The sequence below is a fragment of the Paraburkholderia sp. BR10936 genome, assembly GCF_040965735.1.
Classification (GTDB): domain Bacteria; phylum Pseudomonadota; class Gammaproteobacteria; order Burkholderiales; family Burkholderiaceae; genus Paraburkholderia; species Paraburkholderia nodosa_A.
In genome coordinates, this window is sequence record NZ_JBFRCM010000011.1 from 244,003 (window position 1) to 267,828 (window position 23,826).

The 23,826-nt window shown below is 65.6% G+C and carries 25 protein-coding genes; 19 read left to right on the top strand and 6 right to left on the bottom strand.

Going from position 1 to position 23,826, the window contains the following annotated elements:
- Positions 1-13: 13 nt before the first annotated feature.
- On the bottom strand, positions 14-790 hold the full coding sequence (locus tag AB4Y36_RS23330) for an SDR family oxidoreductase (RefSeq protein ID WP_368684213.1): 777 nt from the start codon (positions 788-790) through the stop codon (positions 14-16).
- Between the two features lie 209 nt (positions 791-999).
- Between AB4Y36_RS23330 and AB4Y36_RS23335 the strand changes: the two genes are divergently transcribed.
- A complete protein-coding gene (locus AB4Y36_RS23335; protein WP_368684214.1) occupies positions 1,000-1,950 on the top strand; it encodes a ProQ/FINO family protein in 951 nt (316 codons plus the stop codon).
- Between the two features lie 213 nt (positions 1,951-2,163).
- Here the strand turns inward: AB4Y36_RS23335 and AB4Y36_RS23340 are convergent, their stop codons facing one another.
- From AB4Y36_RS23340 to AB4Y36_RS23350, 3 genes are all read right to left on the bottom strand, one after another.
- Complete coding sequence (locus AB4Y36_RS23340) at positions 2,164-2,901, bottom strand: transglycosylase SLT domain-containing protein (protein WP_368617952.1); 738 nt, start codon at positions 2,899-2,901, stop codon at positions 2,164-2,166.
- Positions 2,902-3,048: 147 nt separating this feature from the next.
- On the bottom strand, positions 3,049-3,945 hold the full coding sequence (locus AB4Y36_RS23345) for a fructose bisphosphate aldolase (RefSeq protein WP_368684215.1): 897 nt from the start codon (positions 3,943-3,945) through the stop codon (positions 3,049-3,051).
- Positions 3,946-4,142: 197 nt separating this feature from the next.
- Entirely contained in the window at positions 4,143-5,537 is a 1,395-nt protein-coding gene (locus AB4Y36_RS23350; RefSeq protein WP_342946107.1) for a PLP-dependent aminotransferase family protein, read from the bottom strand.
- Positions 5,538-5,709: 172 nt separating this feature from the next.
- Between AB4Y36_RS23350 and cyoA the strand changes: the two genes are divergently transcribed.
- The 5 genes from cyoA (at position 5,710) to AB4Y36_RS23375 (ending at position 10,049) form a co-directional block, all read left to right on the top strand.
- A complete protein-coding gene (cyoA, locus tag AB4Y36_RS23355; protein WP_368684216.1) occupies positions 5,710-6,744 on the top strand; it encodes a ubiquinol oxidase subunit II in 1,035 nt (344 codons plus the stop codon).
- A gap of 7 nt (positions 6,745-6,751) precedes the next feature.
- A complete protein-coding gene (gene cyoB, locus AB4Y36_RS23360) occupies positions 6,752-8,761 on the top strand; it encodes a cytochrome o ubiquinol oxidase subunit I (RefSeq protein ID WP_368684217.1) in 2,010 nt (669 codons plus the stop codon).
- Between the two features lie 3 nt (positions 8,762-8,764).
- Positions 8,765-9,376, top strand: coding sequence for a cytochrome o ubiquinol oxidase subunit III (gene cyoC, locus AB4Y36_RS23365; protein ID WP_368617956.1), 612 nt, complete (start codon positions 8,765-8,767; stop codon positions 9,374-9,376).
- A complete protein-coding gene (gene cyoD / locus AB4Y36_RS23370) occupies positions 9,373-9,747 on the top strand; it encodes a cytochrome o ubiquinol oxidase subunit IV (protein WP_368684218.1) in 375 nt (124 codons plus the stop codon). The genes cyoC and cyoD overlap by 4 nt, the downstream gene beginning before the upstream one ends.
- 104 nt (positions 9,748-9,851) lie before the next feature.
- Complete coding sequence (locus tag AB4Y36_RS23375) at positions 9,852-10,049, top strand: CsbD family protein (protein WP_069261918.1); 198 nt, start codon at positions 9,852-9,854, stop codon at positions 10,047-10,049.
- 101 nt (positions 10,050-10,150) lie between these two features.
- On the opposite strand, the gene AB4Y36_RS23380 is transcribed toward AB4Y36_RS23375, so the two are convergent.
- On the bottom strand, positions 10,151-10,618 hold the full coding sequence (locus AB4Y36_RS23380; protein WP_368684219.1) for a response regulator transcription factor: 468 nt from the start codon (positions 10,616-10,618) through the stop codon (positions 10,151-10,153).
- 71 nt (positions 10,619-10,689) lie between these two features.
- Here AB4Y36_RS23380 and AB4Y36_RS23385 point away from each other — a divergent pair, with 71 nt between their 5' ends.
- The 3 genes from AB4Y36_RS23385 to AB4Y36_RS23395 all read left to right on the top strand — a co-directional run bounded on the left by AB4Y36_RS23385 (position 10,690) and on the right by AB4Y36_RS23395 (position 12,285).
- Entirely contained in the window at positions 10,690-10,887 is a 198-nt protein-coding gene (locus tag AB4Y36_RS23385) for a hypothetical protein (protein ID WP_368684220.1), read from the top strand.
- 278 nt (positions 10,888-11,165) lie between these two features.
- Positions 11,166-11,489, top strand: a complete 324-nt coding sequence (locus tag AB4Y36_RS23390; protein ID WP_368606509.1) for a hypothetical protein — start codon at positions 11,166-11,168, stop codon at positions 11,487-11,489.
- Between the two features lie 178 nt (positions 11,490-11,667).
- Positions 11,668-12,285 carry a histidine phosphatase family protein gene (locus AB4Y36_RS23395; RefSeq protein WP_133186972.1) on the top strand — a complete coding sequence of 206 codons (618 nt, stop codon included), beginning with the start codon at positions 11,668-11,670 and terminating at the stop codon, positions 12,283-12,285.
- A gap of 24 nt (positions 12,286-12,309) precedes the next feature.
- Here AB4Y36_RS23395 and AB4Y36_RS23400 read toward each other — a convergent pair whose 3' ends face one another.
- On the bottom strand, positions 12,310-13,413 hold the full coding sequence (locus AB4Y36_RS23400; protein WP_368684221.1) for a serine hydrolase: 1,104 nt from the start codon (positions 13,411-13,413) through the stop codon (positions 12,310-12,312).
- Positions 13,414-13,596: 183 nt separating this feature from the next.
- Here AB4Y36_RS23400 and AB4Y36_RS23405 point away from each other — a divergent pair, with 183 nt between their 5' ends.
- The 10 genes from AB4Y36_RS23405 (at position 13,597) to AB4Y36_RS23450 (ending at position 23,822) form a co-directional block, all read left to right on the top strand.
- Complete coding sequence (locus AB4Y36_RS23405; RefSeq protein ID WP_368684222.1) at positions 13,597-14,277, top strand: MarC family protein; 681 nt, start codon at positions 13,597-13,599, stop codon at positions 14,275-14,277.
- 83 nt (positions 14,278-14,360) lie between these two features.
- On the top strand, positions 14,361-15,116 hold the full coding sequence (locus AB4Y36_RS23410; protein WP_342946117.1) for a GntR family transcriptional regulator: 756 nt from the start codon (positions 14,361-14,363) through the stop codon (positions 15,114-15,116).
- A 36-nt stretch (positions 15,117-15,152) separates the two neighbouring features.
- Positions 15,153-16,412, top strand: a complete 1,260-nt coding sequence (gene mtnK / locus AB4Y36_RS23415) for an S-methyl-5-thioribose kinase (RefSeq protein ID WP_368684223.1) — start codon at positions 15,153-15,155, stop codon at positions 16,410-16,412.
- Between the two features lie 60 nt (positions 16,413-16,472).
- Complete coding sequence (gene mtnA, locus AB4Y36_RS23420) at positions 16,473-17,549, top strand: S-methyl-5-thioribose-1-phosphate isomerase (RefSeq protein ID WP_368684224.1); 1,077 nt, start codon at positions 16,473-16,475, stop codon at positions 17,547-17,549.
- Between the two features lie 71 nt (positions 17,550-17,620).
- The gene (locus AB4Y36_RS23425) at positions 17,621-18,256 is read left to right on the top strand and encodes a class II aldolase/adducin family protein (RefSeq protein ID WP_368684250.1); all 636 of its coding nucleotides are present in this window, start codon (positions 17,621-17,623) and stop codon (positions 18,254-18,256) included.
- Between the two features lie 124 nt (positions 18,257-18,380).
- A complete protein-coding gene (locus AB4Y36_RS23430) occupies positions 18,381-19,496 on the top strand; it encodes a sugar ABC transporter substrate-binding protein (RefSeq protein WP_368684225.1) in 1,116 nt (371 codons plus the stop codon).
- Between the two features lie 82 nt (positions 19,497-19,578).
- Complete coding sequence (locus AB4Y36_RS23435; RefSeq protein ID WP_368606517.1) at positions 19,579-21,117, top strand: sugar ABC transporter ATP-binding protein; 1,539 nt, start codon at positions 19,579-19,581, stop codon at positions 21,115-21,117.
- On the top strand, positions 21,114-22,118 hold the full coding sequence (locus AB4Y36_RS23440) for an ABC transporter permease (protein WP_368606503.1): 1,005 nt from the start codon (positions 21,114-21,116) through the stop codon (positions 22,116-22,118). Before AB4Y36_RS23435 ends, AB4Y36_RS23440 begins: the two co-directional genes overlap by 4 nt.
- A gap of 58 nt (positions 22,119-22,176) precedes the next feature.
- Positions 22,177-23,205: a dihydroxyacetone kinase subunit DhaK gene (locus AB4Y36_RS23445; protein ID WP_368684226.1), complete on the top strand. Its 1,029-nt coding sequence runs from the start codon at positions 22,177-22,179 to the stop codon at positions 23,203-23,205.
- Positions 23,202-23,822 carry a DAK2 domain-containing protein gene (locus tag AB4Y36_RS23450; protein WP_368684227.1) on the top strand — a complete coding sequence of 207 codons (621 nt, stop codon included), beginning with the start codon at positions 23,202-23,204 and terminating at the stop codon, positions 23,820-23,822. The genes AB4Y36_RS23445 and AB4Y36_RS23450 overlap by 4 nt, the downstream gene beginning before the upstream one ends.
- Positions 23,823-23,826 lie beyond the last annotated feature (4 nt).

Below are 23,826 nucleotides of genomic sequence, written 5' to 3' on the forward strand. Positions count from 1 at the left end.
ACGCACGACGCGCTCACGCCTTGCCAGGTTCGCGCACATCAGTGACGGGCAACGAGCCGAAGGCATCGCTCAACGCATAGTCGATCAATTGTTGCGCGGCCGCTTCGGGCGTGGACAGCAAACCGTTCTGCTTGAGCTGTTCGAAGCGCTCGCGCATCGGGAACTGGTCGACGCTCGTCGCGCGGATCATCTTTTGCATGCCGGTATCGATCACGCCAGGTGCGATGCTGCAAATGCGCAGGCCGGCCGGCGCATCGAGGGCGACGGCGCGCGCGTGGTGGTCGAGCGCGGCCTTGGTCGCGCAATACACGCTCCAGCCCGCATACGCGTTGCGCGCGGCGCCGCTCGAAATATGCACGATGCGTCGTGATGCGCTCGCGCCGGGCGCAGACGTGGCGGCGAGCGCATTCGCGAGCATCAACGGCGCTGCCACGTTGAGCGTCACGGCGCGTGCGATGGCGAGCGGGTCCTGCGCGCCGAGCGGGCCAATCGGCTCGACGCTGCCCGCGTTGTTGAAGAGCAGCACGCACTGCGCGCCGAGCGTGAACGCATCGAGCGTGTCGCCCGCCAGCCAGCGTTCGAGTGCGGCGGGATCGGCGAGGTCCACGACGGCCTCGGCGAACCGTTCCGGATGGCGGGAAGCCAGTTCCGCATGCGCGCCACGGCCGAGGCCGAGCACCTCGATGTCCCGTTGCAGCAGCGATTGCGCGAGCGCCGCACCCAATCCGCGCGTATGGCCGGTCACGATGGCGCGAATGGTGGAACGGGGGGCGGATGTCGAAATCGTCATGGTGTCGTGATGATAAAGGGATGCGATCCTTGCTTGCGCAAGGTGTCGATGCATGAAATCGAGGGATTTTGCCGCGCGCCGCGTGCAGTCGCGGTGTGGCGCGGCACACGACGGCGGACGCGAAACGGGGCGCAACAAACGATTGCCCGGTTGGATCGGCCGTGTTTTCGGTATCATAGCGTCCGGTTCCATATGGAAGAGATCTGGACGTGAAAGCCGCATCGCAACAACGCCGTACCCTGAGCTTCAAGGAAGGTCTTCTTGAGATCAAGAAGAGCATGGGGGGCGGCTCAGGCCAGCCAGCCGAAGAACAGGCGCAAAAATCGCAAGGCAAGCCCGCTCACAAGGGCGCGAAGGGCCATGGCGGCTCGCACGCCCCGAAGGGCCCGCGTGCGCCGAGAGAGGGTTCGGCGGCTGCTGGCGCAGCCGGCGGCAAGGACGAGCGTGCGCGCTCGCGCCATGGCCGGCCTCAGGGCGCGCGAGCGCAGGAGCAGAATCAAGGTGAGCAGGGGCAGCGCGCGCAGCAGCCGCGCCGGCCGCAGCAGCCGAAGCCGGCCCGTGGACCTGAGGCGGCCGAGCGTTCCGGGCAGCAGCAACGCCGCCGTCCGGCGCGTCCCCAGCAGCCGCCGGCCGCGAATCTGAGCGAGGCCGAAAAGGCGCGCATCGAGCGCAATCGCCAGTTGAACACGGTCTGGAATGTGTTCGCGAAGCACTATCCGGCTTTCCGCGACCGTTTGCCGCTCAAGATCGGCGTGGCCGAGGACCTCGTCGCGCGTCACCCCGAGTACGAGCGCACGATGATCGTCGCCGTGCTCAAGCGCCATGTGAACCATCCGCGCTATCACGAGCGCGTGGCCGCAGGCGGCTCGCGCTACGAACTCGACGGCACGGCTTCGGAAGGTCCGGGCATCGACCCGTCGCACGTCGGCCGCGCAAATGCGGCGCTGGCGCGTCAGAAGGCCAAGGCCGAGGCGCAAGCCAAGACGCGCGAAGAGGGCAACGCCCAGCCGGAGGTCAAGACAGAGGCCAAGGCCGAGGCGAAGACCGAACCCGCGCCCCAGCTCGAAGCCCAGAGCGTAGAGCCGCAAGCGCCGTCCAGCGCGCCGGAAGCCGCGGTACAGCAACCGGAAAACGGCGAGACGCCCGCAAGCGGCGCCTAAGCCCGCGCGCCGGAAGTTCCCTCGTCGAAACGCCCCTCTCGCGGCACCGCCGCGCGAGGGACGTTCGCACGTCTGGCGAGGCGCTGCCGATCGATGCGCGCGCAACCTTCGGCGCGCACGTCGGCCTTCGTATCGGGAACTCGGGTGCTTTCGATGCGCATCGCATGGCCGCCGATCGCACGCGAGGCAGCCTGAGCGAAGCAGGTAGCAGTGTTAGCGCGCGCTGGCCGAAGCGGTGCCTTGCGCGGCAGCCTGCGCGGAGGCCGCCGATGTCGCGGAGGGCGCAGCGGCAGGGCCGGATGCGCCGATCGCGGCCGTTGCCGCCGCAGCCGCAAAGGCGGAAGCCGCCGATGCCGCCAGCCCGACGCTCGCCCGCGCATCGCTCGCGGCAGGCGTGCTAGCGGTGTCGAGCACCCGGCTGAACTCCACGGCGCGCGTGCGGATCTTTTCCGCATAGGCCTTCGAGCCGCCATAGTTCTTCATCGCGGCATTGAGGTCGCCGCCGGCCGCGCGCTGGTAGCCATAGAGGATCGACGAGCCCACGTCGATGTTGACCTCGGGGTCGGTGAGATCCTTGTTGTGCAGGAGATTGCGATGCGCCGACGGCACGACCTGCATGAGTCCGGTCGCGCCATTCGCGCCGTGCGCCTTCTCGCGAAAGCGCGACTCGATCGAGATGATGGCGAGCAGCACCGCGGGCGGCAGCGAATATTTCTCGGCGGCGCCCGTGACGGCTTGCGAGATTTGCGCCGCTTTCCCTTTCGCGATACCGAACTTTTGCGTGAGGTATTTCGAAACCGCGCCGGACATGGCGCTGGAGCTTGCGGGAGCAACCTCGCTCGCAGCCGATGCGCTGACGACGTCGCTAGCGGGCGCCTGCTGCTGCGCCTGCGCGGCCGCGGTCTGCACGAGGCCCGGCAACAGGACGAGCAGGCAGAGGAACTGCCTCATGGCCGGTGCATAGGAGAAAAAGAAGGCGCAAGTATAACCGGCCCCGATTAATGAGGCCGGCTGCGTGTCATCCCGTTTTCACATCCCTGACCGGTGTCGTGCCGGGCGCGGCGCCCGGCACCGCTTGAGGCCGAGTTCAGGCCGGATTCAGTCCTTCCGCACCGAAGCCTTCCAGATTTCGTCGATGCTCGCGGCGAGCGCGGCATCGAACTCGGCATCGCTCATCGACTTCGTGAGGTCGTTGATCAGCGCGCGCGAAAAGCTTGCAATCATGCGATGGTTTTTGGCGAGACGCTCGCACGCGTCAGTACGCGAGTAGCCGCCCGAGAGCGCCACCACGCGCACCACGCGCGGATGTTCGATGAGCGGCAGGTAGAAGTCGGGCGTATCGGGAATCGTGAGCTTGATCATCACGTTCTGCGAGGCGGGCAGCGCGTCGAGCCCTTTGAGCAGTTCGTCGCGCAACAGCTTCTCGGCCTTGGCCTTGTCGGGGGCCTTGATGGAGACTTCGGGCTCGAGGATGGGCACGAGTCCGTGCGCCGAAATCTGCGCGCCGACTGCGAACTGCTGCGCGGCGATGGAAGCGATGCCGGAAGGCGAAGCGTGCTCGATCACCGAGCGCATCTTGGTGCCGAAAATGCCGGCCGTCACCGCACGTTCGAGCAGGGCGTCGAGGCCCGGAATCGGCTTCATGAGGCGCACGCCGTCGGACTCGGCCTCCAGCCCCTTGTCGACCTTGAGGAAGGGCACGACGCGGCGTTCGTTCCAGAGGAAGTCGGGCACCGGCTTGCCTTGCGCCTGGCCGTCCATGGTCGCCTCGAACAGGATCGCGCCGATTACCTTCTCGCCCGTGAATGCGGGGGCGCTGACGATGCGCACCCGCATTTCGTGGATGAGGCGAAACATTTCGGCGTCGCCGCTATACGCGCTTTCGGGGATGCCGTACTGGCGCAGCGCGCCAGGCGTCGAACCGCCGCTCTGATCCAGCGCGGCGATGAAGCCCGGTTTGTCGCGCATCTGCGCCAGCATTTGCTCGTTTGCCATCGTCGTATCTCCCGTATTTGGGGCGCCCTTGCGGGCGCGGTTACTCGAATCGGGTCGCCGCCTGCTGCGACGAGTGTACTTGCGCCGCTGCGCCGCGTCTTTGCCATTATGTGGGCATGGCCGCGCAGCCGCGCTGAAGCAGGGGAAACGATACACCGCAGCAATTACGGTGCCAGGGAAGATCGCGGCAAGCGCCGTCACACGATGACTTGCGCCTGCGCGCTGCGGTCGTTCGCGAGCAGCGCCGAGAGCTTGCGCAGCGCGGCCTGCAATTGTTCGCGCCCGCCCGTCGCGCCCAGAGAAATGCGGATCGCGTTCGCGGTCTCCGGGCCTTGCTGGAAAGCCGTGGAGGGCGCCACGGCGAGGCCTTCGGTGCTCGCGGCCGCGGCCAGCTCGCGCGCCTGCCAGTAGCGCGGCAGCGTGTACCAGAGATGAATGCCCGCGCCCGCCGACGATCCCAGCGTATGCGCCGCGATGCGCTGGCGCTCGCGCGCTTCGGCCTTCACGTCCGCGAAGATCTGCTCGGCCACGCCTTCCTCGATCCAGTGTGTGGCGAGCGCGTTGGTGAGCGGCGCGGCCATCAGCGAGAACGTGCGCAGCGCGGTCACGAGGCGGGTGCGCGCGTCTTCGTCGGGCAGCGCGAGATAAGCCGTGCGCAGGCCGGGCGAGAGCGTCTTGGAAAGCGTCGCGAGATAGCAGACCTGAGCGGGCGCGAGCCGGGCAAATGGCGCTGGCGCATCGGGCGCGAAACGCCAGTAAGGATCGTCTTCGACGATCAACGCGCCGCAGCGCTGCGCCACCCGCAGGATTTCCAGGCGGCGTGTCTCCGGCATGGTCGCCGTCGTCGGGTTCTGCAACGTGGGGTTCACGTAGATGAAACGCGCCGCGTGCTTGCGGCAAGCCGCTTCGAGCGCGTCGGGGCGCATGCCGTGGTCATCCACGGCAACGGGTGCGATGCGGCGGCCCAGTTGCGCCGCCGCGTGCGGCAGACCCGGATAGAGCAGCGGCTCGGCGAGGATGACCTCGCCCGGCTGCGTGAGCGCAAGGATCAGCGCGGCCAGCGCCGCCTGCGCGCCGGGACAGACCACCACGCGATCGGGCGCGACGTGGCCGAGCACGGGCTGCAGCCACTTCGCGCCCGCCTGCCAGTCGGCGCGGCCGCCGCCGCCCATGTGGTAAGTCATGAGCAGATCGGCGTCGCTGCGCACCAGCACGCGCGCCATGCCTTCGCGCAGCAGCGCGTTCATGTCGAGGTCGGCGGGCGCAGGCGGGATGTTCATGCTGAGGTCCACGCGTTGGAGCAGCTCGGCGCGCGGCGCGGCGATGAACGTGCCTAGCGGCCCGCGCGCCTCGATCAGGCCGCGCCGCCGGGCTTCGTTGAAGCCGCGCGTGACGGTGGTCAGATCGACCGCAAGCAGGGTGGCGAGACTGCGCTGCGCGGGCACGCGCTCGCCGGGGCGCAGCGTGCCGTGCGCCACCGCGGCTTCGATGAAATCGGCGAGCCGCAGGTAGCGCGGGCCGTTGCCGGACTGCATCGCCGTGGCCCATGCATTGATATCTCCGGCGCTTTCAGCAGGTTGGTCGTGTGTCATTCTGTCGCGGATGTATGCGTCATGTCTTACTCTAGCATGCGTGCATGAAGCGCGTAAATCCATACATATAGGCTATGTATGGCTTCTGCGGCGGCCCTCCAAGGCCGCTCGTGCGGCAGCAGAGTGAGCACGTATGGATGGGTTTGCGCGAACGTCAACCTTGGAACCAGACATGCGCAATCCAGACCCTCGCTCGGGGCGGGCCGCTACCGCCGGCCCGCCTTCTTCATCACGTCCACTCCTCATCCCCCGCTTTCTGCGGCGCGCCGCTCTCGGCGCGGCGGGCATCCCGCTCGTGCTGCTCAGCGGCTGCAACATGGCGCTGCTCGCCCCGAAGGGCGACATCGGCGTGCAGGAAAAGAATCTGATCCTGATCGCGCTCGGCTTGATGCTGCTCGTCGTGATCCCCGTGATCGTGCTCACGTTATGGTTCGCGTGGCGCTATCGCGCCTCCAACCCGAACGCGACTTACGCGCCGCGCTGGTCGCATTCCACGGTCATCGAAGTGGTGGTGTGGACGATTCCCTGCGTGATCGTGCTCACGCTCGCCGTGCTGATCTGGCGCACGACGCATTCACTCGACCCGTATCGCCCGATCGAATCGCAGACGAAACCCGTGCGCGTGGACGTGGTTGCGCTCAACTGGAAGTGGCTCTTCATCTATCCGGATTACGGCGTGGCCTCTGTGAACCAGCTGGCGATTCCCGTGGATACGCCCGTCGAGTTCAACCTCACCGCCGAGTCGCTGATGAATTCGTTCTTCATCCCGCAGCTGGGCAGTCAGGTGTATGCGATGCCGGCCATGCAGACGAAGCTGCATCTCATCGCGAACGAGCCCGGCATCTATGCGGGCCGGTCGGCGGCATTCAGCGGCCCGGGCTTCTCCGACATGCATTTCGAAACGCTGGCCAAGAGCCGCGCCGACTTCGACGCCTGGATTGCGCAGGCGAAGGCGTCGCCCACGATGCTGAGCCGGGCGGCCTACGAACAGCTCGCGTTGCCCGGCGAAAAGACCCCAGTGACGCTCTATTCGAACGTCGCGCCGGGCCTGTTCGACGGCGTGGTCGGCAAATACATGCGGGACGTGCACGGCAACCCGATTTGCGGCACGGTCCCCGCGGTCCCGGGCACGGCCCCCAGCGCAGTCCCTGGCACAGGCGCCCCGGCGCTCACGCTCAACCGTAGCGCCATTCTGGCAGCGGAGTAATCACACCATGTTCGGAAAACTCACGCTCGACGCCGTTCCCTGGCACGAGCCGATCATCATGGGCACGGGCGCCGTCGTGGCGCTCGGCGGCCTCGCCTTGCTCGCCGCGATCACGATCGCGGGCAAGTGGGGCTATTTATGGCGCGAGTGGATCACGTCGGTCGATCACAAGCGCATCGGTGTCATGTACATCATTCTCGCGGTCGTCATGCTGCTGCGCGGTTTCGCCGATGCGATCATGATGCGCGCGCAACAGGCGCTCGCGTATGGCGACGCCGCGGGCTATCTGCCGCCGCATCACTACGACCAGATCTTCACGGCGCACGGCGTCATCATGATCTTCTTCGTGGCGACGCCGCTCATTCTCGGCCTGATGAACGTGGTCGTGCCGCTGCAGATCGGCGCGCGCGACGTGGCCTATCCGTTTGTCAACTCGCTCTCCTTCTGGCTTTCGGTCGTGGGCGCGGTGCTCGTGATGGTCTCCATGTTCGTGGGCGATTTCGCGGCCACGGGCTGGGTGGCGTATCCGCCGCTATCGGAGCTTGGCTATAGCCCGACAGTCGGTATGGACTACTACATATGGTCGCTGCAGCTATCGGGTCTCGGCACGACGCTCTCGGGCATCAACTTCATCGTCACGATCCTGCGTATGCGCGCGCCGGGCATGAAGATGATGCAGATGCCGGTGTTCGTGTGGACGGCGTTCATCACCAACATCCTGATCGTCGCGGTGTTCCCGGTGCTCACCGCCACGCTCGCGCTGCTCACGATGGACCGCTACTTCGACATGCACTTCTTCACGAACGAGCTGGGCGGCAACGCGATGATGTACATCAACCTGATCTGGGTCTGGGGTCACCCGGAGGTCTACATCCTCATCCTGCCTGCGTTCGGTGCGTACTCGGAAATCATCGCGACGTTCTCGGGCAAGCCGCTGTTCGGCTACAAGTCGATGGTCTACGCCACGTCGTCGATCGGCATCCTCTCGTTCTTCGTGTGGCTGCACCACTTCTTCACGATGGGCTCGGGCGCGAACGTCAATGCGTTCTTCGGCATCATGACCACGGTCATTTCGATCCCGACCGGCGTGAAGCTCTTCAACTGGCTCTTCACGATGTATCGCGGGCGCATCCGCTATCACAGCGCCACGCTCTGGACCATCGGCTTCATGGTGACGTTCGCCGTGGGCGGCATGACCGGCGTGCTGCTGGCCGTGCCGGGGGCGGACTTCGTGCTGCACAACTCGCTCTTTCTCGTTGCGCACTTCCATAACGTGATCATCGGCGGGGTGGTGTTCGGCTGTCTGGCGGGCGTGAGCTTCTGGTTCCCCAAGGTGTTCGGCTTCACGCTCAACGAGTTCTGGGGCAAGGTGTCGTTCTGGTGCTGGCTGATTGGCTACTGGCTCGCGTTCACGCCGCTCTATATCCTCGGCTTCGAAGGCATGACCCGCCGCATGAATCACTATGAGGTGGCCGAGTGGCACCCGTGGCTCGTGGTGGCGCTCGTGGGCGCGGTGTTCGTGGGCCTCGGCATTCTCTCGTTCATCGTGCAGATCGTGGTGAGCCTGCGCGATCGCGAGGCCAACCGCGACGTGACCGGCGACCCGTGGGATGGCCGCAGCCTCGAGTGGTCGACCGCTTCGCCTGCGCCGTTCTACAACTTCGCCGTGCTGCCGGAGATCACTTCGATGGAGCAGCACTGGGACAACAAGGAAGCGGGCCGCGCCTACGTGCAGCCGGCGAAGTACGAGGACATTCATATGCCGCGCAACACCGGCGCGGGCTTCATCATCGCCGCGTTCAGCCTGCTGTTCGGCTTTGCGATCGTGTGGCACATGTGGCTGTTCGCGGCGGCGGGACTCATCGGCATGATCGCCACGTTCATCGCGCGCACCTACAACCAGGACGTGGATTACTGGGTCCCCGCCGCCGAGGTCGAGCGCATCGAGAACGCGCGCTTCAGGCAACTCGGCATCCAGCGTTTCGATCAATCCGAGCACATCGAGGAGATGGCATAAACCATGGCTCACGCTGCTACTACTCACGCCCATGGTCATGCCCATGGTCATGATCACGACGACAGCACCAGAACCACGCTGGGCTTCTGGATCTACCTGATGAGCGACTGCCTCATCTTCGCGACGCTCTTCGCCACGTTCGGCGTGCTCGCGAATGCGACGGCAGGCGGTCCGGGCGCGAAGGAACTATTCGAACTGCCTTACGTGCTCGGTGAAACGCTGCTGCTGCTTGCGAGCAGCGTCACCTTCGGCATGGCCATGCTGAATCTCTACGCGCAGCGGCGCGGACAGGTGAACGTGTGGCTCGCCGTCACGTTCCTGTTCGGGGCGGGCTTCGTCGCGATGGAGGTGAACGAGTTCGCCAAGCTCATCGCCGATGGGGCGGGGCCCGGCACGAGCGCCTACCTTTCGGCGTACTTCACACTGGTCGGCACGCACGGGCTGCACGTCACGGCGGGTCTGTTGTGGATCGCGATCATGATGCACCAGACCTTCAAGTTCGGTCTGACCGGCACGGTCCGCCGCCGCCTCGCCTGCCTGAGCCTCTTTTGGCACTTTCTCGATCTCGTGTGGATCTGTGTATTTACGTTTGTTTACCTGCGAGGTTTCCTGTGAGCCAGTCCCATGCCACCCACCACGCCGTGCATGACGCGTCGCACGGCAGTTTCAAGGGCTACATGATCGGCACGGTGCTCTCGCTCGTGCTGACGCTCGCGTCGTTCGGCGTGGTGATGTTTCGAGTCGTTTCGCCGGCCTTCGGGCTTGCGGCCATCGTCGTGCTCTGCATCGCGCAGCTCGTCGTGCAACTCGTGTATTTCCTGCATATCGGCGCATCGCGCAGCCAGCGCGCCAACACGGGCATCTTCATCTGCACGGCGTTCCTGATCGCGGTGATCGTCGGGCTTTCGCTGTGGGTCATGCACAACGCAAACGTCAACATGATGCCCACGCAGATCTCGATCGACCGCGCCATGGCGCACGACTGACGTGTGACGTTGCGTCCCCGAATACGGGCGCCGGAACCGCGGGCACGGTGCATGCGCTATGTGAAGCGTCGCGACACACCGTCGCTTTTACGTGGAGTGTGACCATGAACAAGGACCAGGTGAAGGGCACGGCTGAAAAGATGAAGGGCAAGGTCAATGAGGCCGTAGGCCGCGCAACCGACAACCCGGCGCGCGAAGTGAAGGGGGACCTCCAGCAGGGAGCTGGCCAGGCACGCAAGAACGTTGGTGACATGAAGGAGGCCGCAAAGGACGTGGAGAAGGACACGAAGCGCCATCACTGATAAACGATCGCTAACCCACCGCGCCGCCGCCTCGAAAGGGGCGGCGGCGTCATGCTGTCCGCGCGTGGCGCGTTCGGCGCTCAGGCCGGCGAGATCCACAATCAAGGAATCAGCCCTTTCGCACGGCCGATGGCGACTGCCTGGGTACGATTGCCCGCGCCGAGCTTGGCGTTGATCTTTCGAAGATGCGACTTCACCGTCAGCTCGGAGACGAACAGCTTCTCCGCGATCACGCGGTTGCGGTGGCCGGCCGAAAGCATCCTTAGCACGTCCAGTTCGCGCGCCGTGAGCGCGTCGGCGGGAGAGTCCGCGGCGTAGGGCGAAAGATCGGCGGCACCCGTTGAGTCCGCCATGCGCGCGCGGGCGGGCGCCACGCCGTCCAGCAACTGCGCGACGAACGCGGGCACCACGCTCTCGCACGCGCTGCTCAGGCGCAACGTTTCGACGCGCATCGCGCGAGGCATGCTCGTGAGCGCATGCTGCACGGTCGGCGGGATCTTGCTGTGCGCCTCGTTTGCATTGTGGCCGCCGCTCGTGAAGGTTCGCTTTGGTAGGCGTGGCGTGCGCATTCGCCACTCAGGCGTTTACGTTCGGGCCGCAACTCGTCGCCGAAGTCGTACCGGGCGCGAACCGAGCGGCCATGCTCTCGAGCGTTCACGCGCTCGCCACGACGGCCGGCTTGTTCGCGCCGGCGCTCATGGGCCATCTCGTCGATTCGACGGCAGGCCCACGCGGCTACGAAGCGGGTTTCGGCGCGATGGGCGCGCTACTCGCCGTAGCGGGCGTGGCGGGCTTTCTGTGGCTGCAGCCCACAAAGGAGGGCCGCGGGGCGCGCTGACATCCGCGTGCCCGATTCGACCGAAAGATTATCTCGGCCGGGTTCCTGGTAATTCGCAGTGCAATCCATTCCTCCAACGAGCGGATACCGACAATAGAAGAGGAGACATGCATGCGTTTGAAGCTGATTAGCCAGGGTGTGATGGGCGCGACGTTCGCAATGGCCGCGAGCGCCGCTTGCGCCCAGACGAGCGTGACGCTCTACGGCGTGGCCGACACGTTTTTCCAGTACCTGAACAACGGCGGCTGCAGGCGAACTATTCGTATGCGAGGCCGAAAATGCCACCGTCGCATTCACTCGCTGCTGCGCTCGGCACCGCGAATGCGTATAACGTCACGGAGGTTGGCGCGACGATTCAGGCCACCTCGTTCGACGCGATCCAGATCGCCGGTATTCAGCGCAACATTCACGGCGTTAGCGACGAGACGCTGGGTGTGGAGCTTGGCTACGATCATCAGATATCGAAGCGCACGAGCCTTTACGCGCGTGCGGGTTATCTGAAGAACCACGGCCAGGCGATGATGAGCTGGCCCGGCATTTCCGTCACGACCCCGCATTCTTCGCAAACGCTTGCCGTGCCTGGCATCTCGCATCTTTTCTGAATCACATTACTACGGAGTGCAAATAAATAGCGGCGCGGCATGACAGCCTCGTCGCTTTCGATCTGCCTTCATTTTGCCATGTGCAACAGGAGGATAGCGGCACGGCGAAAAGCCCTCAGAACAGGTATGCTGCAGGCATCCCGTGTGTTCCGCGCGGGGCACGAACGTGGAGCTCCCGATGTCTGCCAATCCTGCCAGTGTGTCCTCTGGACTGCGCGAAGTCTGGTTGATCCGTCATGGTGAAACGGAATGGAGCCTCTCCGGGCAGCACACCGGCCGCACCGATATCGCGCTCACCGGTCACGGACGCGAGCAGGCGCGCTCGCTGGCGCCGTCGCTCGCCGCACAGCACTTCGACGCGGTGCTTTGCAGCCCGATGGCGCGGGCCATCGAGACCTGCCAGCTCGCGGGCCTCGGCGACCAGATGACGATTTCGGCCGACTTGCACGAGTGGGACTATGGGATTTACGAAGGCCTCAAGACAGCGGATATCCGCAAGACCGAACCCGACTGGAGCGTGTGGCATTCGCCCATCGCGCATGGCGAGGATCTCGCGCGGGTTCAGGCGCGGGCGGCGTCGGTAATCGAGGGCCTGCTGGCCATGCGGGGCCGCGTGGCACTCTTTTCACACGCGCATTTCCTGCGCGCGTTGGGGGGCTGCTGGGCTTCCGGTTCGGCGGCGCTCGGCGAGCATCTGTATCTCGACACGGCTTCGGTGAGCATTCTCGGCTTCGACCACGAAAGCCGCGCCATCCGCCGCTGGAATGCGCTCGGCGAGCGCAGGGCGTTGATGTAAAGAATTCCTGACGCGCGCGCTCGCTCAGCGCAAGGAGCACGACAGCCAGTGCGCGATGCGCACGCCGTCCAGACGAGAACCCTCGGGCGTGGCGCTCCCTAGCATTGTGACGATCACCGGCCGCCGGCCGTGCACCATCACGCGCATCACCATGTTGTGGCCGGACTCGTTGATGAAGCCGGTTTTCTGCACGCTCGCGCGCACCTGCCCGTAGCGCACCAGCCGATTGGTGTTCACATACTGCAACTGCCCGTGGCCCGTGGCCACGCGTTCCTGATGATCGATCGAATAGCGGCGAATGAGCGGGTAGCCATCGGCTGCGCGCACGAGGCTCGCCAGTTCGCGCGCGGTTGAAACGTTCTGCGGCGAGAGCCCCGTCGCATTGACGAAATGCGTGTGCTTCATGCCGAGGCGCTGCGCTTTCGCGTTCATTGCCGCGATAAACGCAGGCTGGCCGCCTGGATAATCGCGGCTGAGCGCCGAAGCCGCACGGTTTTCCGAGGACATCAGCGCAACGTGCAGCATATTCGCGCGCGTGAGCGACGCGCCCACGCCGAGGCGCGAATGCGTGAATTTGAGCGTGTCGAGATCGGCGGTCGTGACTGAGAGCCGCTGTTGCAGGGGCGCATGCGCACTATCGAGCCAGACGATGGCCATCATGAGCTTCGACACCGATGCGATGGGCGCCACCGTGTCGGCATGGCGCGCGTAGAGCGGCGTGTGGGTGTTTTCGTCCACAACGTAGACGGCATGCGAAAAGAGCTGCTTGCGCGACGCCGGCGTAAAGCCGCAGCGGGCGAGCAGGCGAGGAGCGTGCGCGTTTTTGGCGCTCGCGTGCACGGCGTGTTGCGGCGCGGGCGGCGGCCCATGTCTGGGCTTCGCGCGTTTGGTGCGGCGCTTCGGCCCGGAGAGTTTGGTGGAGGGCGCATCGGCGGGCATCGAACGATGTGCGGGCTTCGTCTTGTGCGCGACTCTCTTCTTCTTCGTGGCCGTTGCGTGGTGGGTTCTTTCGGCCGCGCTGCGATGAGCGGCGGCATGGGCGCTGGCTGGAACCGCGCCGGCCGCGAGGGCCGCGACAATCAGGGCGAGCAGGCTGTGCAGCAATCGAAGTCGGGAAGCGAAAGGCATCGACGGATGGGCTTGAACGTTGGGTCTGCGCTGTGCGCGTCGAGATTTTGGCGGCATTGTTCGAGCGGGATCGACCGATGAAGTTCCATTCCGGTTCCATAATCGTCATTCAGTGGGATCATCGTCGTATTGAACGGGCGGCGAGCGGGTCCGTATACTCCGTCATGCCAAGGGGGAACAGGGATGCTCAATCAACTCTCCGACACCTTCCTGCTCGTCTTCGCGGGACTCTTTCCCGTGATCAATCCGCCCGCGGCGGGGTTCATCGTGCTGAGCATGCTGCCGCATGCGACGGCCGGCGAACGCGCATTTCTCGCGCGGATCATTGCCATCAACAGCCTGTTCATTCTGCTCGGGGCGCTGCTCATGGGCGCCTATGTGCTCTCGTTCTTCGGCATATCGATACCCGTGTTGCGGGTTGCGGGCGGGCTGGTCATCGCATTTGCCGGCTGGAATCTGCTGCACAAATCGCCCGCTGGCTCCGAGGCGGCACAATCGCAGGCGCCCACTGCTTCGGCGCGCCAGGCGACGCTGCGCGCCATGGCGTTTTATCCGCTCACGCTGCCGGTCACTGTCGGACCGGGGTCGATTGCGGTCGCGATTGCGCTTGGTACGGGTCGGCCCCGCGGTCACGTGCAACTCGTCAATGTCGTCGGCGTGCTGCTCGCCCTGGTCGTTCTTTGCGGCTGCATCTATCTGTGTGTGCGCTTCGCGGGGCATGTCGGCAAGCGGCTCGGACCGGTCGGGACCGAAGTGCTCATGCGCTTGCTTGCGTTTGTGCTGCTGTGCATCGGCCTGCAGATCTTGTGGCTCGGGATCGAGGATCTGCTCGAGTCGGTGCCGCTTTCGGTGAGCGTCAAATAGCGCAGCGCGCCCACACTTCTCGTCGTGTTGCGCCGCATGAAAGGGAAAACCACGAGCCCATAACATCAGACGTCTGATGTAGATTGGAGCCCAATGTCGCCAACCCACGCAATCTTGCGGAAGCCATGCGCCTGAGCGTCGATCAGTCGATGTGCGAGCGAATCCAGGATTCGCTGCTGGAAATGATCCGCGAGCGCTCGCTCAAGCCGGGCGATCAAATCCCACCGGAGCCCGAACTTTGCGAGCTGTTGGGCGTGGGCCGCTCGAGCCTGCGGGAGGCGGTCGCGCAGATGATTTCCCACGGTCTGCTCACCCGCGTGCACGGCAAGGGGACCTTCGTCAGACAAATCACGCTCAAGCTGCAAGGCGGTCTGGATGATCTGATGTCTGTGACGGACATGATACGCAGTGTCGGTGCGGTGCCTTCCACGAGCCGTCTGCAGGTGAGGACGATCGCGGCTTCCGGCAGCCTCGCGCAAAAGCTCGGCATCGCCGAAGGCGATCCCTGCATGCGCTTCGAGCGCGTGCGGCGCGCCGACGATGCAATCGCCGCTTACTGCATCGACATCGTGCCCAAGGCGCTGCTCGAAGGGCAGGAGCTGGGCGAGTCGCTGTTCGGCACGCTGGAGCGCGCGGGCGTTCGGCTCTCCCACACCCATAGTTCGATCCAGCCGACCGTTCTCACCCCGCGGGATTTGCCGGAATTGCAGGAGAACATCGGCATGTTCCTGCTGATCGACGAAGTGGATTTCGACGAGACCGGCCGCGCGGTCTGCTACAGCAACGACTACTACAACGCCAGCATTTTCAAGTTCGATCTCGTGCGCAAGCGACGTTAGGCGGGCCAGCGGCCCATTTCCGGACAGGAAGAACGTATGCACTTCGAAGCTTTCAGCTCTGCCGAATTGACCGAGTATCTGCTGGGCATTCCGGCCGTTTGTGCAAGGCTTGGCGACGACAGGGAATTGCAGGTCGTCGAAGTGGGCGATGGCAATCTGAACTACGTCTACTTCGTGAGCAGCACGCGCGACCCGCGCTTGAGCGTCGTGGTGAAGCAGGCGCCGCCGTACCTGCGGCTGGTTGGCGAAGCGTGGCCCTTGCCGCGCGAGCGCATGGAGCGCGAAGTGGCGGCGTTGCGCCGCTTCGGCGCGTTGTGCCCCGAGCACGTGCCGAGCGTCTTTCACGCGGATAGCGAGAAGTTCCTGATGGTGATGCAGCGGCTCGATTCGCATCGCGTGCTGCGCGGGGGGCTGATAGACGGCATCGTATATCCGCGGCTCGCCGATCACATTTCCACGTTTCTGGCCCGCACGCTCTTTCACGGGTCCGATCTCTATCTGGCGCCGGGTGCCAAGAAAGCGGCCGTCGGCGGCGACATCAACACGGAATTGTGCAAGATCACCGAGGAACTCGTCTTCACGTTTCCGTTCGAAGATCATCCCTCGAATGTCTACAGCCCCGCGCTGCCGGTTGCTGCAATCGAACGGCTGCGCACGCACGAGCCGCTGAGGCTCGCGGCAGGCGAGATGAAGTGGGCCTTTATGAACCATGCGGAAACGCTCGTGCACGGCGACCTGCATACCGGCTCGATCATGGCGAACGAGCATGAGACGTATGTGATCGATCCCGAGTTCGCGTTCTATGGGCCGATGGGCTTCGACACGGGCGCGTTCATTGCGAACCTGCTGCTCGCGTATTACGCGCGCGACTGGCACGACCGCGAGACGGGGCGCGACCCGGCCGCCTACCAGGGCTGGCTGCTCGAACAGGTCGAGGCTGTGTGGAACGCCTTCGCGAAGAAGTTCGCGCAGATCTGGCGGCTGCACGAGCGCGAGACCGGCCACGCGTACATTGGCGGGCCGGCGGGCACGCGTGCGGCGGAGGCCTTCCGCGACGATTTCATCAAACGCCTCTTCGCCGATACGCTCGGCTTTGCGGGCTGCAAGATGATCCGCCGCATCGTCGGCATGGCGAAGGTGGCGGAAATTACGAGTATCGAGGACGATACGGTGCGCGCGCGCGTGGAAGTGCGCTGTCTGAAGCTCGCCGAAGCGCTGCTGGTCGGGCGGCGCGAGCTGGCGTCGATCGAGGCGGTTACCGCGCTGGCCGCTCAGGTGCTCATCGAACCGGCGTAATCGAACACAGGCTGCCGTATGAGCGGCAGAGCCCGGACAACCGGCATCGACGGAGAACGTATGACGTTGCAGGCGCAACAATCGAGTCTTCCGCCCACCATCGAGTGGCGCGACGGCACCCTTTATCTGCTCGACCAGACGCGTTTGCCGCGCGAATGTGTGGTCGAAGCCGTGGGCAGTGTCGAGGCGGTCTGGCGCGCGATACACGAGCTGCGCGTTCGCGGCGCGCCTGCGATCGGTGTGGCGGCCGCCTATGGCCTGTGTGTGGCGATGCGGCACGAGCCAACCGATCCGCGCGATACGTTCCTCGCGCGTCTCGAAGCGCACGCCGCGTTTCTGGACAGCGCGCGGCCCACTGCTGTGAATTTGCGCTGGGCGCTGGAGCGGATGCTCTCGCGCGCACGCGCCGAGTCCAGTGCGACGGGCGCCGCGCTTTATGAAGCGCTCGTTGCCGAGGCTAAGCGCATTCATCAAGAAGATATCGAATTGTGCGCGCGGATCGGCGAAGCCGGACGTGCGCTCATCGCACCCGGCAGCGGCGTGCTCACGCACTGCAATGCCGGTGCACTGGCCACGGCGGGTATCGGCACGGCGACTGCGCCCCTCTATTGCGCGCACCGCGACGGCGTCGCGTTTCGCGTCTACGCAGACGAGACGCGGCCGCTCCTGCAAGGCGCGCGGCTCACCGCTTACGAACTGCAGCAAGCGGGGCTCGACGTCACGCTGATCACCGACAGTATGGCGCCGACCCTGATGGCCCAGGGGCTCATCGATCTCGTGATCGTCGGCACCGATCGCGTGGCCGCGAACGGCGACGTCGCGAACAAGATCGGCACGCTCGGCGTGGCGATCGCGGCGAAGCATTTCGGCATTCCGTTTTATGTGGCGTGTCCTTCGTCCACGCTGGATCTGCGCACCTCCAGCGGCGCGGACATCGTGATCGAGGAGCGCGGAGCGGCGGAAGTGACGCATCTCGCGGGACAGCGCACCGCGCCTGAAGGCATTCAGGTGCGCAACCCCGCGTTCGATGTCACGCCCCATACACTCGTGACCGGCATCGTGACGGAGCGCGGCATCGTGCGCGCGCCGTTCGAGGAGAGCCTTGCCGCACTCTTCGCTAACGGAGCCGCGGCGTGAGCGGCGCGAGCGAAGGGCGTCGTGCGGGCGAAACGGCGGAACGTGCGCGCGATGTGCGGGCGGAAACCGAAATGCGCCAGCAGATCGTCGATACCGCGCGCGAAATGGAGAGTCTCGGCATCAATCAGGGCACCTCGGGCAACGTGAGCGCGCGCTGGCATGACGGACTTCTGGTTACCCCGAGCGGCGTGCCGAGCGCCGCGCTCACGCGCGAGCGCATCGTCTGGATGCCGCTCGACGTGCGCGACGACGATCCGCTCTTTGAAGCGCAACGCCCTTCGTCGGAGTGGCGTTTTCATCGCGACATCTTGCGCGCGCGCGCCGACGTGAACGCCGTGGTCCATACGCATTCACAAGCCGCGACGGCGCTCGCAATTCACAGTCGCGGCATACCCGCGCATCACTACATGGTGGCCGCGGCGGGCGGCAATTCGATTCGCTGCGCGCCGTACGCGACTTTCGGCAGCCAGGCGCTCTCCGATCACGCGCTCGAAGCGCTGCACGAGCGGCTCGCGTGCCTGCTCGCGCATCACGGCGTCATCGCGCTCGGGCGCGATCTCGCACGGGCGTTGTGGCTGGCGAACGAAGTGGAGGTGCTCGCAAAGCAATATTTGCTGGCCTGCCAACTCGGCGAGCCGCCGCTGCTTTCCGACGCGCAAATGGAGGAAGTCATCGAGAAGTTCAAGGGCTACGGCCCGCGCAAGTAATACGCGCTCGCGCGCGTCCAGGCAGTCGTTGCATTGCAAAACACACGCGGTACAAACGATTACGCAGTCGGTTGGCGGTTCGCAGGTCAGTCAAAAACCAGCAGATCAAAGACAGGAGACGGTGATGGCGTGGAGTTCAGCAGGGTTCGACAGTTGGGTGGCGCGCAGCGCGCGCATGGGAGCTACGGCCGGCGTGACGATGTTCGCCGCGGCGGCAATGCTGGCAGGCTGCTCGAAGAGCGAGTCGCCTTCGACCAGCGCGGCTGCGTCCGACGCCGCCGCTGCGAGTGCACCGGCGCAGGCCGCTGCCGCGGCGCCGGCAGTCACGAAGATCAAGGTAGGCTTTTCGATCGCCACGCTCAATAACGCGTTCTTCGTCGGCTTGAAGAATGGTGTGGAGCGCGGCGCGGATAAGCAGGGCTTCGATCTCGTGCAAACGAACGCGAACGGCGACGCGCAGCAGCAGGTCAACGACACGCTCAATCTGCTGAGTCAGGGCGTGCAGGCGATCGTGCTCAACCCGATCGATTCGAAGGCGATCATCCCGGCGGTCGAGAAGGCCAATTCGATGAACGTCCCGGTGTTCATGCTCGACCGCGGCTCGGACGGCGGCAAGGTGACCTCGTTCGTTGCTTCGGATAACGTAGCGCTCGGCGCCACCGGCGCAAAGTGGATCGCCGACCAGTTGAGCAAGCGTTATGGCTCGCCCAAGGGCAACGTGGTCGATCTGATCGGCCTCATCGGCACCACGGCGGCGACCGATCGGGAGAAGGGCTTCTCGGAAGAGATCGCGAAGTATCCCGACATCAAGGTCGTCGCGCGTCAGGAAGGTGGCTTCGACCAGGAGAAGTCGCTCAACGCGATGACGAGCATTCTCCAGAAGTACCCGCAGATCGATGCGGTATTCGGCGCCAACGACGACAACACCGTGGGCGCGGAAAAAGCCATCGACAATGCGGGCCGCTACAAGCCGCTCGGCGACCCCGGCCACATCATGGTGATCGGCGCGGACGGCACGGCGCAGGCGCTGTCTGCGATCCGTGCGGGCAAGCAGGACGCGACGATCTCGCAGAACCCGATCGGCATGTCCGCCAAGGCGATGACGTTCATTACCGACTACGAGGCGAAGAAGGACGTGCCCTCGAATTACGCGTGGCCGACCTATCTGATCGACAAGTCGAATATCGATTCGGACGGCGTGAAGCAATACGGTCTGTGGGCGCTCGAAGTCAAGCAGTAACGGGCGGTCTTAAGCGCCGGCCGCGCGTGACGCGTGCGCCGGCGCCAGGGATGAACGGATGAAACGCGAATCAGGTTCGGCAATGGACGTATCGCAGCAGGCGAACAACAGCGCGGGCGGCAGCACAGACGCGCCGCCGCTGTTGCGCATGAACGGCATCGTGAAGAGCTTTCCCGGCGTGAAGGCGCTGCGAGGCGTGAGCCTCGAGCTGCATGCGGGGCACGTGATGGCGATCGTCGGCGAGAATGGCGCGGGCAAGTCGTCGCTCATCAAGACGCTCTCCGGGGCTTACGAGCCGGACGAAGGCACGATCGAGATCGACGGCGTACGACTCGCGCGCGGCACCCAGGCCGCAATCGACGCGGGCGTGGCCGTGATCTATCAGGAGCTTTCGCTCGTCAACGACATGACGGTGGCCGAAAACCTCTTTCTTGGCCGCATGCCGCGGCGCTATGGCCTCGTCGATCATCGCAGCGCCAACGCCATGGCGCGCGAGGCGCTGTCCCAGGTCGGACTGGAAGGCGTGCCACCCGCCATGCGCCTCGGTGATCTGCCGCTCAACAAGCGCCAACTCGTGGAGGTCGCCAAGGCGCTCGCGCGCGACGCCCGCATTCTCGTGATGGACGAGCCCACGGCCGCGCTCCAGCATCACGACATCGAGCATCTCTACGCCGTCGTGCGGCGACTGCGGGCGGCGGGCATGGGCATCATCTTCATTTCGCACCATCTCGAAGAAGTGTTCGAACTGGCCGATTCGGCCGTGGTGATGCGCGACGGCGCGACGGTCGGCGCGCGGCCCATGCCGGAGTGGAACGAACCGGCGCTCGTTCAGGCAATGGTCGCGCGCAATCTCGACTCGTTCTATCCGTGGGAGGCGCGGCCCTATGGCGACGTCGTGCTGGAAGCGCACAACGTGGCGAGCGAGCCCGTGCTGCGCGACGCGAGTTTCAGCATTCGCGCGGGCGAGATCGTGGGCATCGGTGGCATTGCGGGCGCGGGGCGCACCGAGCTTTTGAAGACGCTTTGCGGCGCGCTCCCGCTTACCCGTGGCGAACTGCGGCTGCGCGGGCGCAGGCTCGCGCTGCGCTCGCCCGCGCAAGGCATGCGCGCGGGCATTGTCTACACCGCCGAGGACCGCAAGCTCGAAGGGCTCGTGCTCGACGCGAGCATCGAAGAAAACGTCGCGCTTTCGAGCCTGCGGGCGCTGGTGCGCGGCGGCTTCGTGAGCGCGGCGAGAAAGCGCCGCCTCGCGCGCGAGGCGGTCGAGCGCTTCGCGGTGCGCGCGCCTTCGGTCACGTCGCTCACCGGCAACCTTTCGGGCGGCAATCAGCAGAAGGTGATTCTCGGGCGCGCGAGCGCGACGTCGCCGGCTGTGATCCTGCTCGACGAGCCCACGCGCGGCATCGACGTCGGCGCGAAGACCGAGATCTATGCACATATCGTCGCGATGGCGCGCGCGGGCGCGGCCGTCGTGCTCGTGAGCTCCGAACTGCCCGAACTGCTCGGCATGTCGGACCGCGTGCTCGTGATGTATCGCGGCAGCATCGTCGGCGAAGTCGCGCGTGAGCACGCGAGCTCGGAGACGATCATTCAATGGGCTACCACCGGAGTTGCAGCATGACGTCCACCACGGTTCGACCGCGTGAAGAAACCCCAACCCTGCAACAGCGCGTGCTGCGCCAGCTGCGCAGCGGCCTCGGGCCGCTCATTGCGGCGCTCGTGCTGATCTGTATCGCGCTCTCGCTGGCGTCGCCCGAATTTCTCACCACGAGCACGCTCACCAACATCATGGTGCAGGTGTCCGTGGTCGGCATCGCGGCCGTGGGCGGCACGTTTGTGATCATCACCTCGGGCATCGACCTTTCCGTGGGCTCGCTCGTCGCGCTGAGCGGCATGGTGGCCGCGACTGTCATGGCCGGCGCGAGCCCGGACGCGGTCGGGCTCGGCGTAGCAGGGCTCGTGATCGCGCTCGTCACCGGCGCGGCGGTGGGCGCGCTCAACGGCTTTGGCATTGCGTGGCTGCGGCTCGTGCCGTTCATCGTCACGCTCGCGATGATGGCAATGGGGCGCGGCCTTACGCTCGCGATTTCGGACGGGCGCACGAAATTCGACTTCCCCGCCGTGTTTACCGCGTTCGGCGCGAAGACGTTTGCGGGCCTGCCCGCGCCGATGCTCGTGATGCTGGCCGTATTCGTCATTGGCCACGTGTTGCTGCGCAAGACCGAATTCGGCCACCAGGTGTTCGCCGTGGGGGGCAACAAGGAAGCGGCGCGGCTCGCGGGCATTCCGGTGAGCCGCGTGATCTTTCTTACCTACATGTTAGCGGGCGTGACCGCTGCCATCGCGGGCATCGTCCTCGCGGGGCGGCTCAATTCGGCGTTGCCGTCGGCGGCCAACGGGCTCGAGCTGCAGGTGATCGCAGGCGTCGTGATCGGCGGCACCTCGCTCGCGGGCGGGCGCGGCTCGATCGTCGGCACGTTCATTGGCGTGGTGCTGATCGGCGTGATCAATGTCGGGCTCTCGCTGCTCGGCGTCAATCCGTTCTGGACGCAGTTCATCCAGGGCGGCGTGATTCTCGCGGCCGTCTTGCTCGACGCGCTGAGCCAACGGCGCAAGCTTTGAACGGAGAAGTCAACGTGAGCGGTGGTGCGAACGCCACCCATTACTGGAGACGCGACACGTGAAAAAGATCATTAATCATCCTGATCAATTTGTCGACGAGATGATCGACGCCTTGCTGCTCGCCCATCCGGGCTGGCTCAAGCCGGTCACGGCCGACCGCCGCGCGCTCGTGCGTGCCGACGCGCCGAACGCGGGCAAGGTCGGCATCGTGACGGGCGGCGGCTCCGGGCACCTGCCGGGCTTTCTCGGCTACGTGGGCAAGGGGCTCGCGAGCGGCGTGGCAGTGGGCAACGTGTTTTCGTCGCCATCGTCGGAGCAGATCTACGAGGCCACCAAGGCGGTGCACGGCGGCGCGGGCGTGCTCTACCTGTACGGCAACTACGGCGGCGACGTCCTCAACTTCGATCTCGCCGCGGACCTGGCCGACGCGGACGGCATCGAGACGCGCACCGTGCTCGTTGCCGACGATGTCGCTTCCGCGCCGCCCGAGCGGGCTTCTGATCGCCGCGGTGTAGCGGGCATGGTGTTCGGCTTCAAGTGCGCGGGCGCGGCGGCCGAACGCGGCGACACGCTCGACGAAGTCGCGCGCATTGCCGCGAAGGCGAACGGCGCGACGCGCACGATGGGCGTGGGCCTTTCGCCGACGATCCTGCCGGCGGCAGGCAAGCCCACGTTCACGCTGCCCGATGGCGAAATGGAGATCGGCATCGGCATTCATGGCGAGCCGGGCACGCACCGCGGCAAACTGGAGAGCGCGGATGCCATCGCCGAACGGCTTGCGGGCGCGATAATCGGCGACTTGCAGGCCAAGGCGGGGGCGAGCGTGGCGCTGCTCGTCAACGGGCTCGGCGCGACGCCGCTCGAAGAACTGTATCTGCTGTACCGGCGCGCCGCGCAGGCCGTTGCCGCCGCCGGGCTGCGCGTGGCGCGTGCTTATGTAGGCGAGTACGTGACGAGCCTCGAAATGGCGGGCGCCTCGATCTCCGTGATGCAACTCGACGAGGAACTCGACACGCTGCTCGATGCGCCGGTGCGCTCGCCGTTCTGGCGCGAAGGCTGGCGCGTGGACGAGGGAGGTGCGCGATGAGTCTTTCGGTCAGCGAAGTCCGGGCGCGGCTCATCGATGCGTTGAACGCGATGCCCGCCAGCGCGGAGGAACTGCGCGAACTCGACGCCGCGCTCGGCGACGGCGACCTGGGCGTCACCGTGAAGGCGGGCTCGCTCGCGGCAGCCGATGCCATTGCGAAGCTGCCGCCCGACGCTGCGCTGGGCGACGTGCTGATCGCCACGGGCAAGGCGTTTTCGACGGCGAACCCTTCGACGTTCGGCGCGCTCGTGGGCGGCGGGCTGCTCGCTGCGGCGAAGACCGTGACGGGCAGCCATGCAGCGGGCCGGCCCGAAGCGCTCGCGATGGGTCGCGCGGTGGCCGCGCGCATAGCCGAGCGGGGCAAGTCGCAGCTCGGCGACAAGACGGTGCTCGATGCACTCGTGCCGAGTCTCGATACGCTAGAAGCGTTCGAATTGGGCGCCGACGAGCGCACGCTCCTCGACGCGATGATCGACACGGCGGAGCGACAGGTGCTCGCCACGGCCGCGTTGCAGTCGAAGAAGGGACGCGCGGCGTGGGTGCAGGAACGCAGTATCGGTCACGCCGATCCCGGCGCAACGGCCTGGCTCAGGTTTCTTCAAGCCTGGCGAGGGTGAGCTT

Excerpts from the sequence above, each read along its gene's own strand:
- AB4Y36_RS23390 (WP_368606509.1), top strand. The coding sequence starts at position 11,166 with ATGCCACCGTCGCATTCACTCGCTGCTGCGCTCGGCACCGCGAATGCG.
- mtnK (WP_368684223.1), top strand. The coding sequence starts at position 15,153 with ATGCACTTCGAAGCTTTCAGCTCTGCCGAATTGACCGAGTATCTGCTG.
- AB4Y36_RS23345 (WP_368684215.1), bottom strand. The coding sequence starts at position 3,945 with ATGGCAAACGAGCAAATGCTGGCGCAGATGCGCGACAAACCGGGCTTC.
- AB4Y36_RS23380 (WP_368684219.1), bottom strand. The coding sequence starts at position 10,618 with ATGCGCACGCCACGCCTACCAAAGCGAACCTTCACGAGCGGCGGCCAC.
- AB4Y36_RS23435 (WP_368606517.1), top strand. The coding sequence starts at position 19,579 with ATGGACGTATCGCAGCAGGCGAACAACAGCGCGGGCGGCAGCACAGAC.
- AB4Y36_RS23350 (WP_342946107.1), bottom strand. The coding sequence starts at position 5,537 with ATGACACACGACCAACCTGCTGAAAGCGCCGGAGATATCAATGCATGG.
- cyoB (WP_368684217.1), top strand. The coding sequence starts at position 6,752 with ATGTTCGGAAAACTCACGCTCGACGCCGTTCCCTGGCACGAGCCGATC.
- AB4Y36_RS23450 (WP_368684227.1), top strand. The coding sequence starts at position 23,202 with ATGAGTCTTTCGGTCAGCGAAGTCCGGGCGCGGCTCATCGATGCGTTG.
- AB4Y36_RS23330 (WP_368684213.1), bottom strand. The coding sequence starts at position 790 with ATGACGATTTCGACATCCGCCCCCCGTTCCACCATTCGCGCCATCGTG.
- AB4Y36_RS23400 (WP_368684221.1), bottom strand. The coding sequence starts at position 13,413 with ATGCCTTTCGCTTCCCGACTTCGATTGCTGCACAGCCTGCTCGCCCTG.
- cyoC (WP_368617956.1), top strand. The coding sequence starts at position 8,765 with ATGGCTCACGCTGCTACTACTCACGCCCATGGTCATGCCCATGGTCAT.
- AB4Y36_RS23395 (WP_133186972.1), top strand. The coding sequence starts at position 11,668 with ATGTCTGCCAATCCTGCCAGTGTGTCCTCTGGACTGCGCGAAGTCTGG.
- AB4Y36_RS23340 (WP_368617952.1), bottom strand. The coding sequence starts at position 2,901 with ATGAGGCAGTTCCTCTGCCTGCTCGTCCTGTTGCCGGGCCTCGTGCAG.
- cyoA (WP_368684216.1), top strand. The coding sequence starts at position 5,710 with ATGCGCAATCCAGACCCTCGCTCGGGGCGGGCCGCTACCGCCGGCCCG.
- AB4Y36_RS23385 (WP_368684220.1), top strand. The coding sequence starts at position 10,690 with ATGCTCTCGAGCGTTCACGCGCTCGCCACGACGGCCGGCTTGTTCGCG.
- AB4Y36_RS23440 (WP_368606503.1), top strand. The coding sequence starts at position 21,114 with ATGACGTCCACCACGGTTCGACCGCGTGAAGAAACCCCAACCCTGCAA.
- AB4Y36_RS23405 (WP_368684222.1), top strand. The coding sequence starts at position 13,597 with ATGCTCAATCAACTCTCCGACACCTTCCTGCTCGTCTTCGCGGGACTC.
- AB4Y36_RS23430 (WP_368684225.1), top strand. The coding sequence starts at position 18,381 with ATGGCGTGGAGTTCAGCAGGGTTCGACAGTTGGGTGGCGCGCAGCGCG.
- mtnA (WP_368684224.1), top strand. The coding sequence starts at position 16,473 with ATGACGTTGCAGGCGCAACAATCGAGTCTTCCGCCCACCATCGAGTGG.
- AB4Y36_RS23425 (WP_368684250.1), top strand. The coding sequence starts at position 17,621 with ATGCGCCAGCAGATCGTCGATACCGCGCGCGAAATGGAGAGTCTCGGC.
- AB4Y36_RS23375 (WP_069261918.1), top strand. The coding sequence starts at position 9,852 with ATGAACAAGGACCAGGTGAAGGGCACGGCTGAAAAGATGAAGGGCAAG.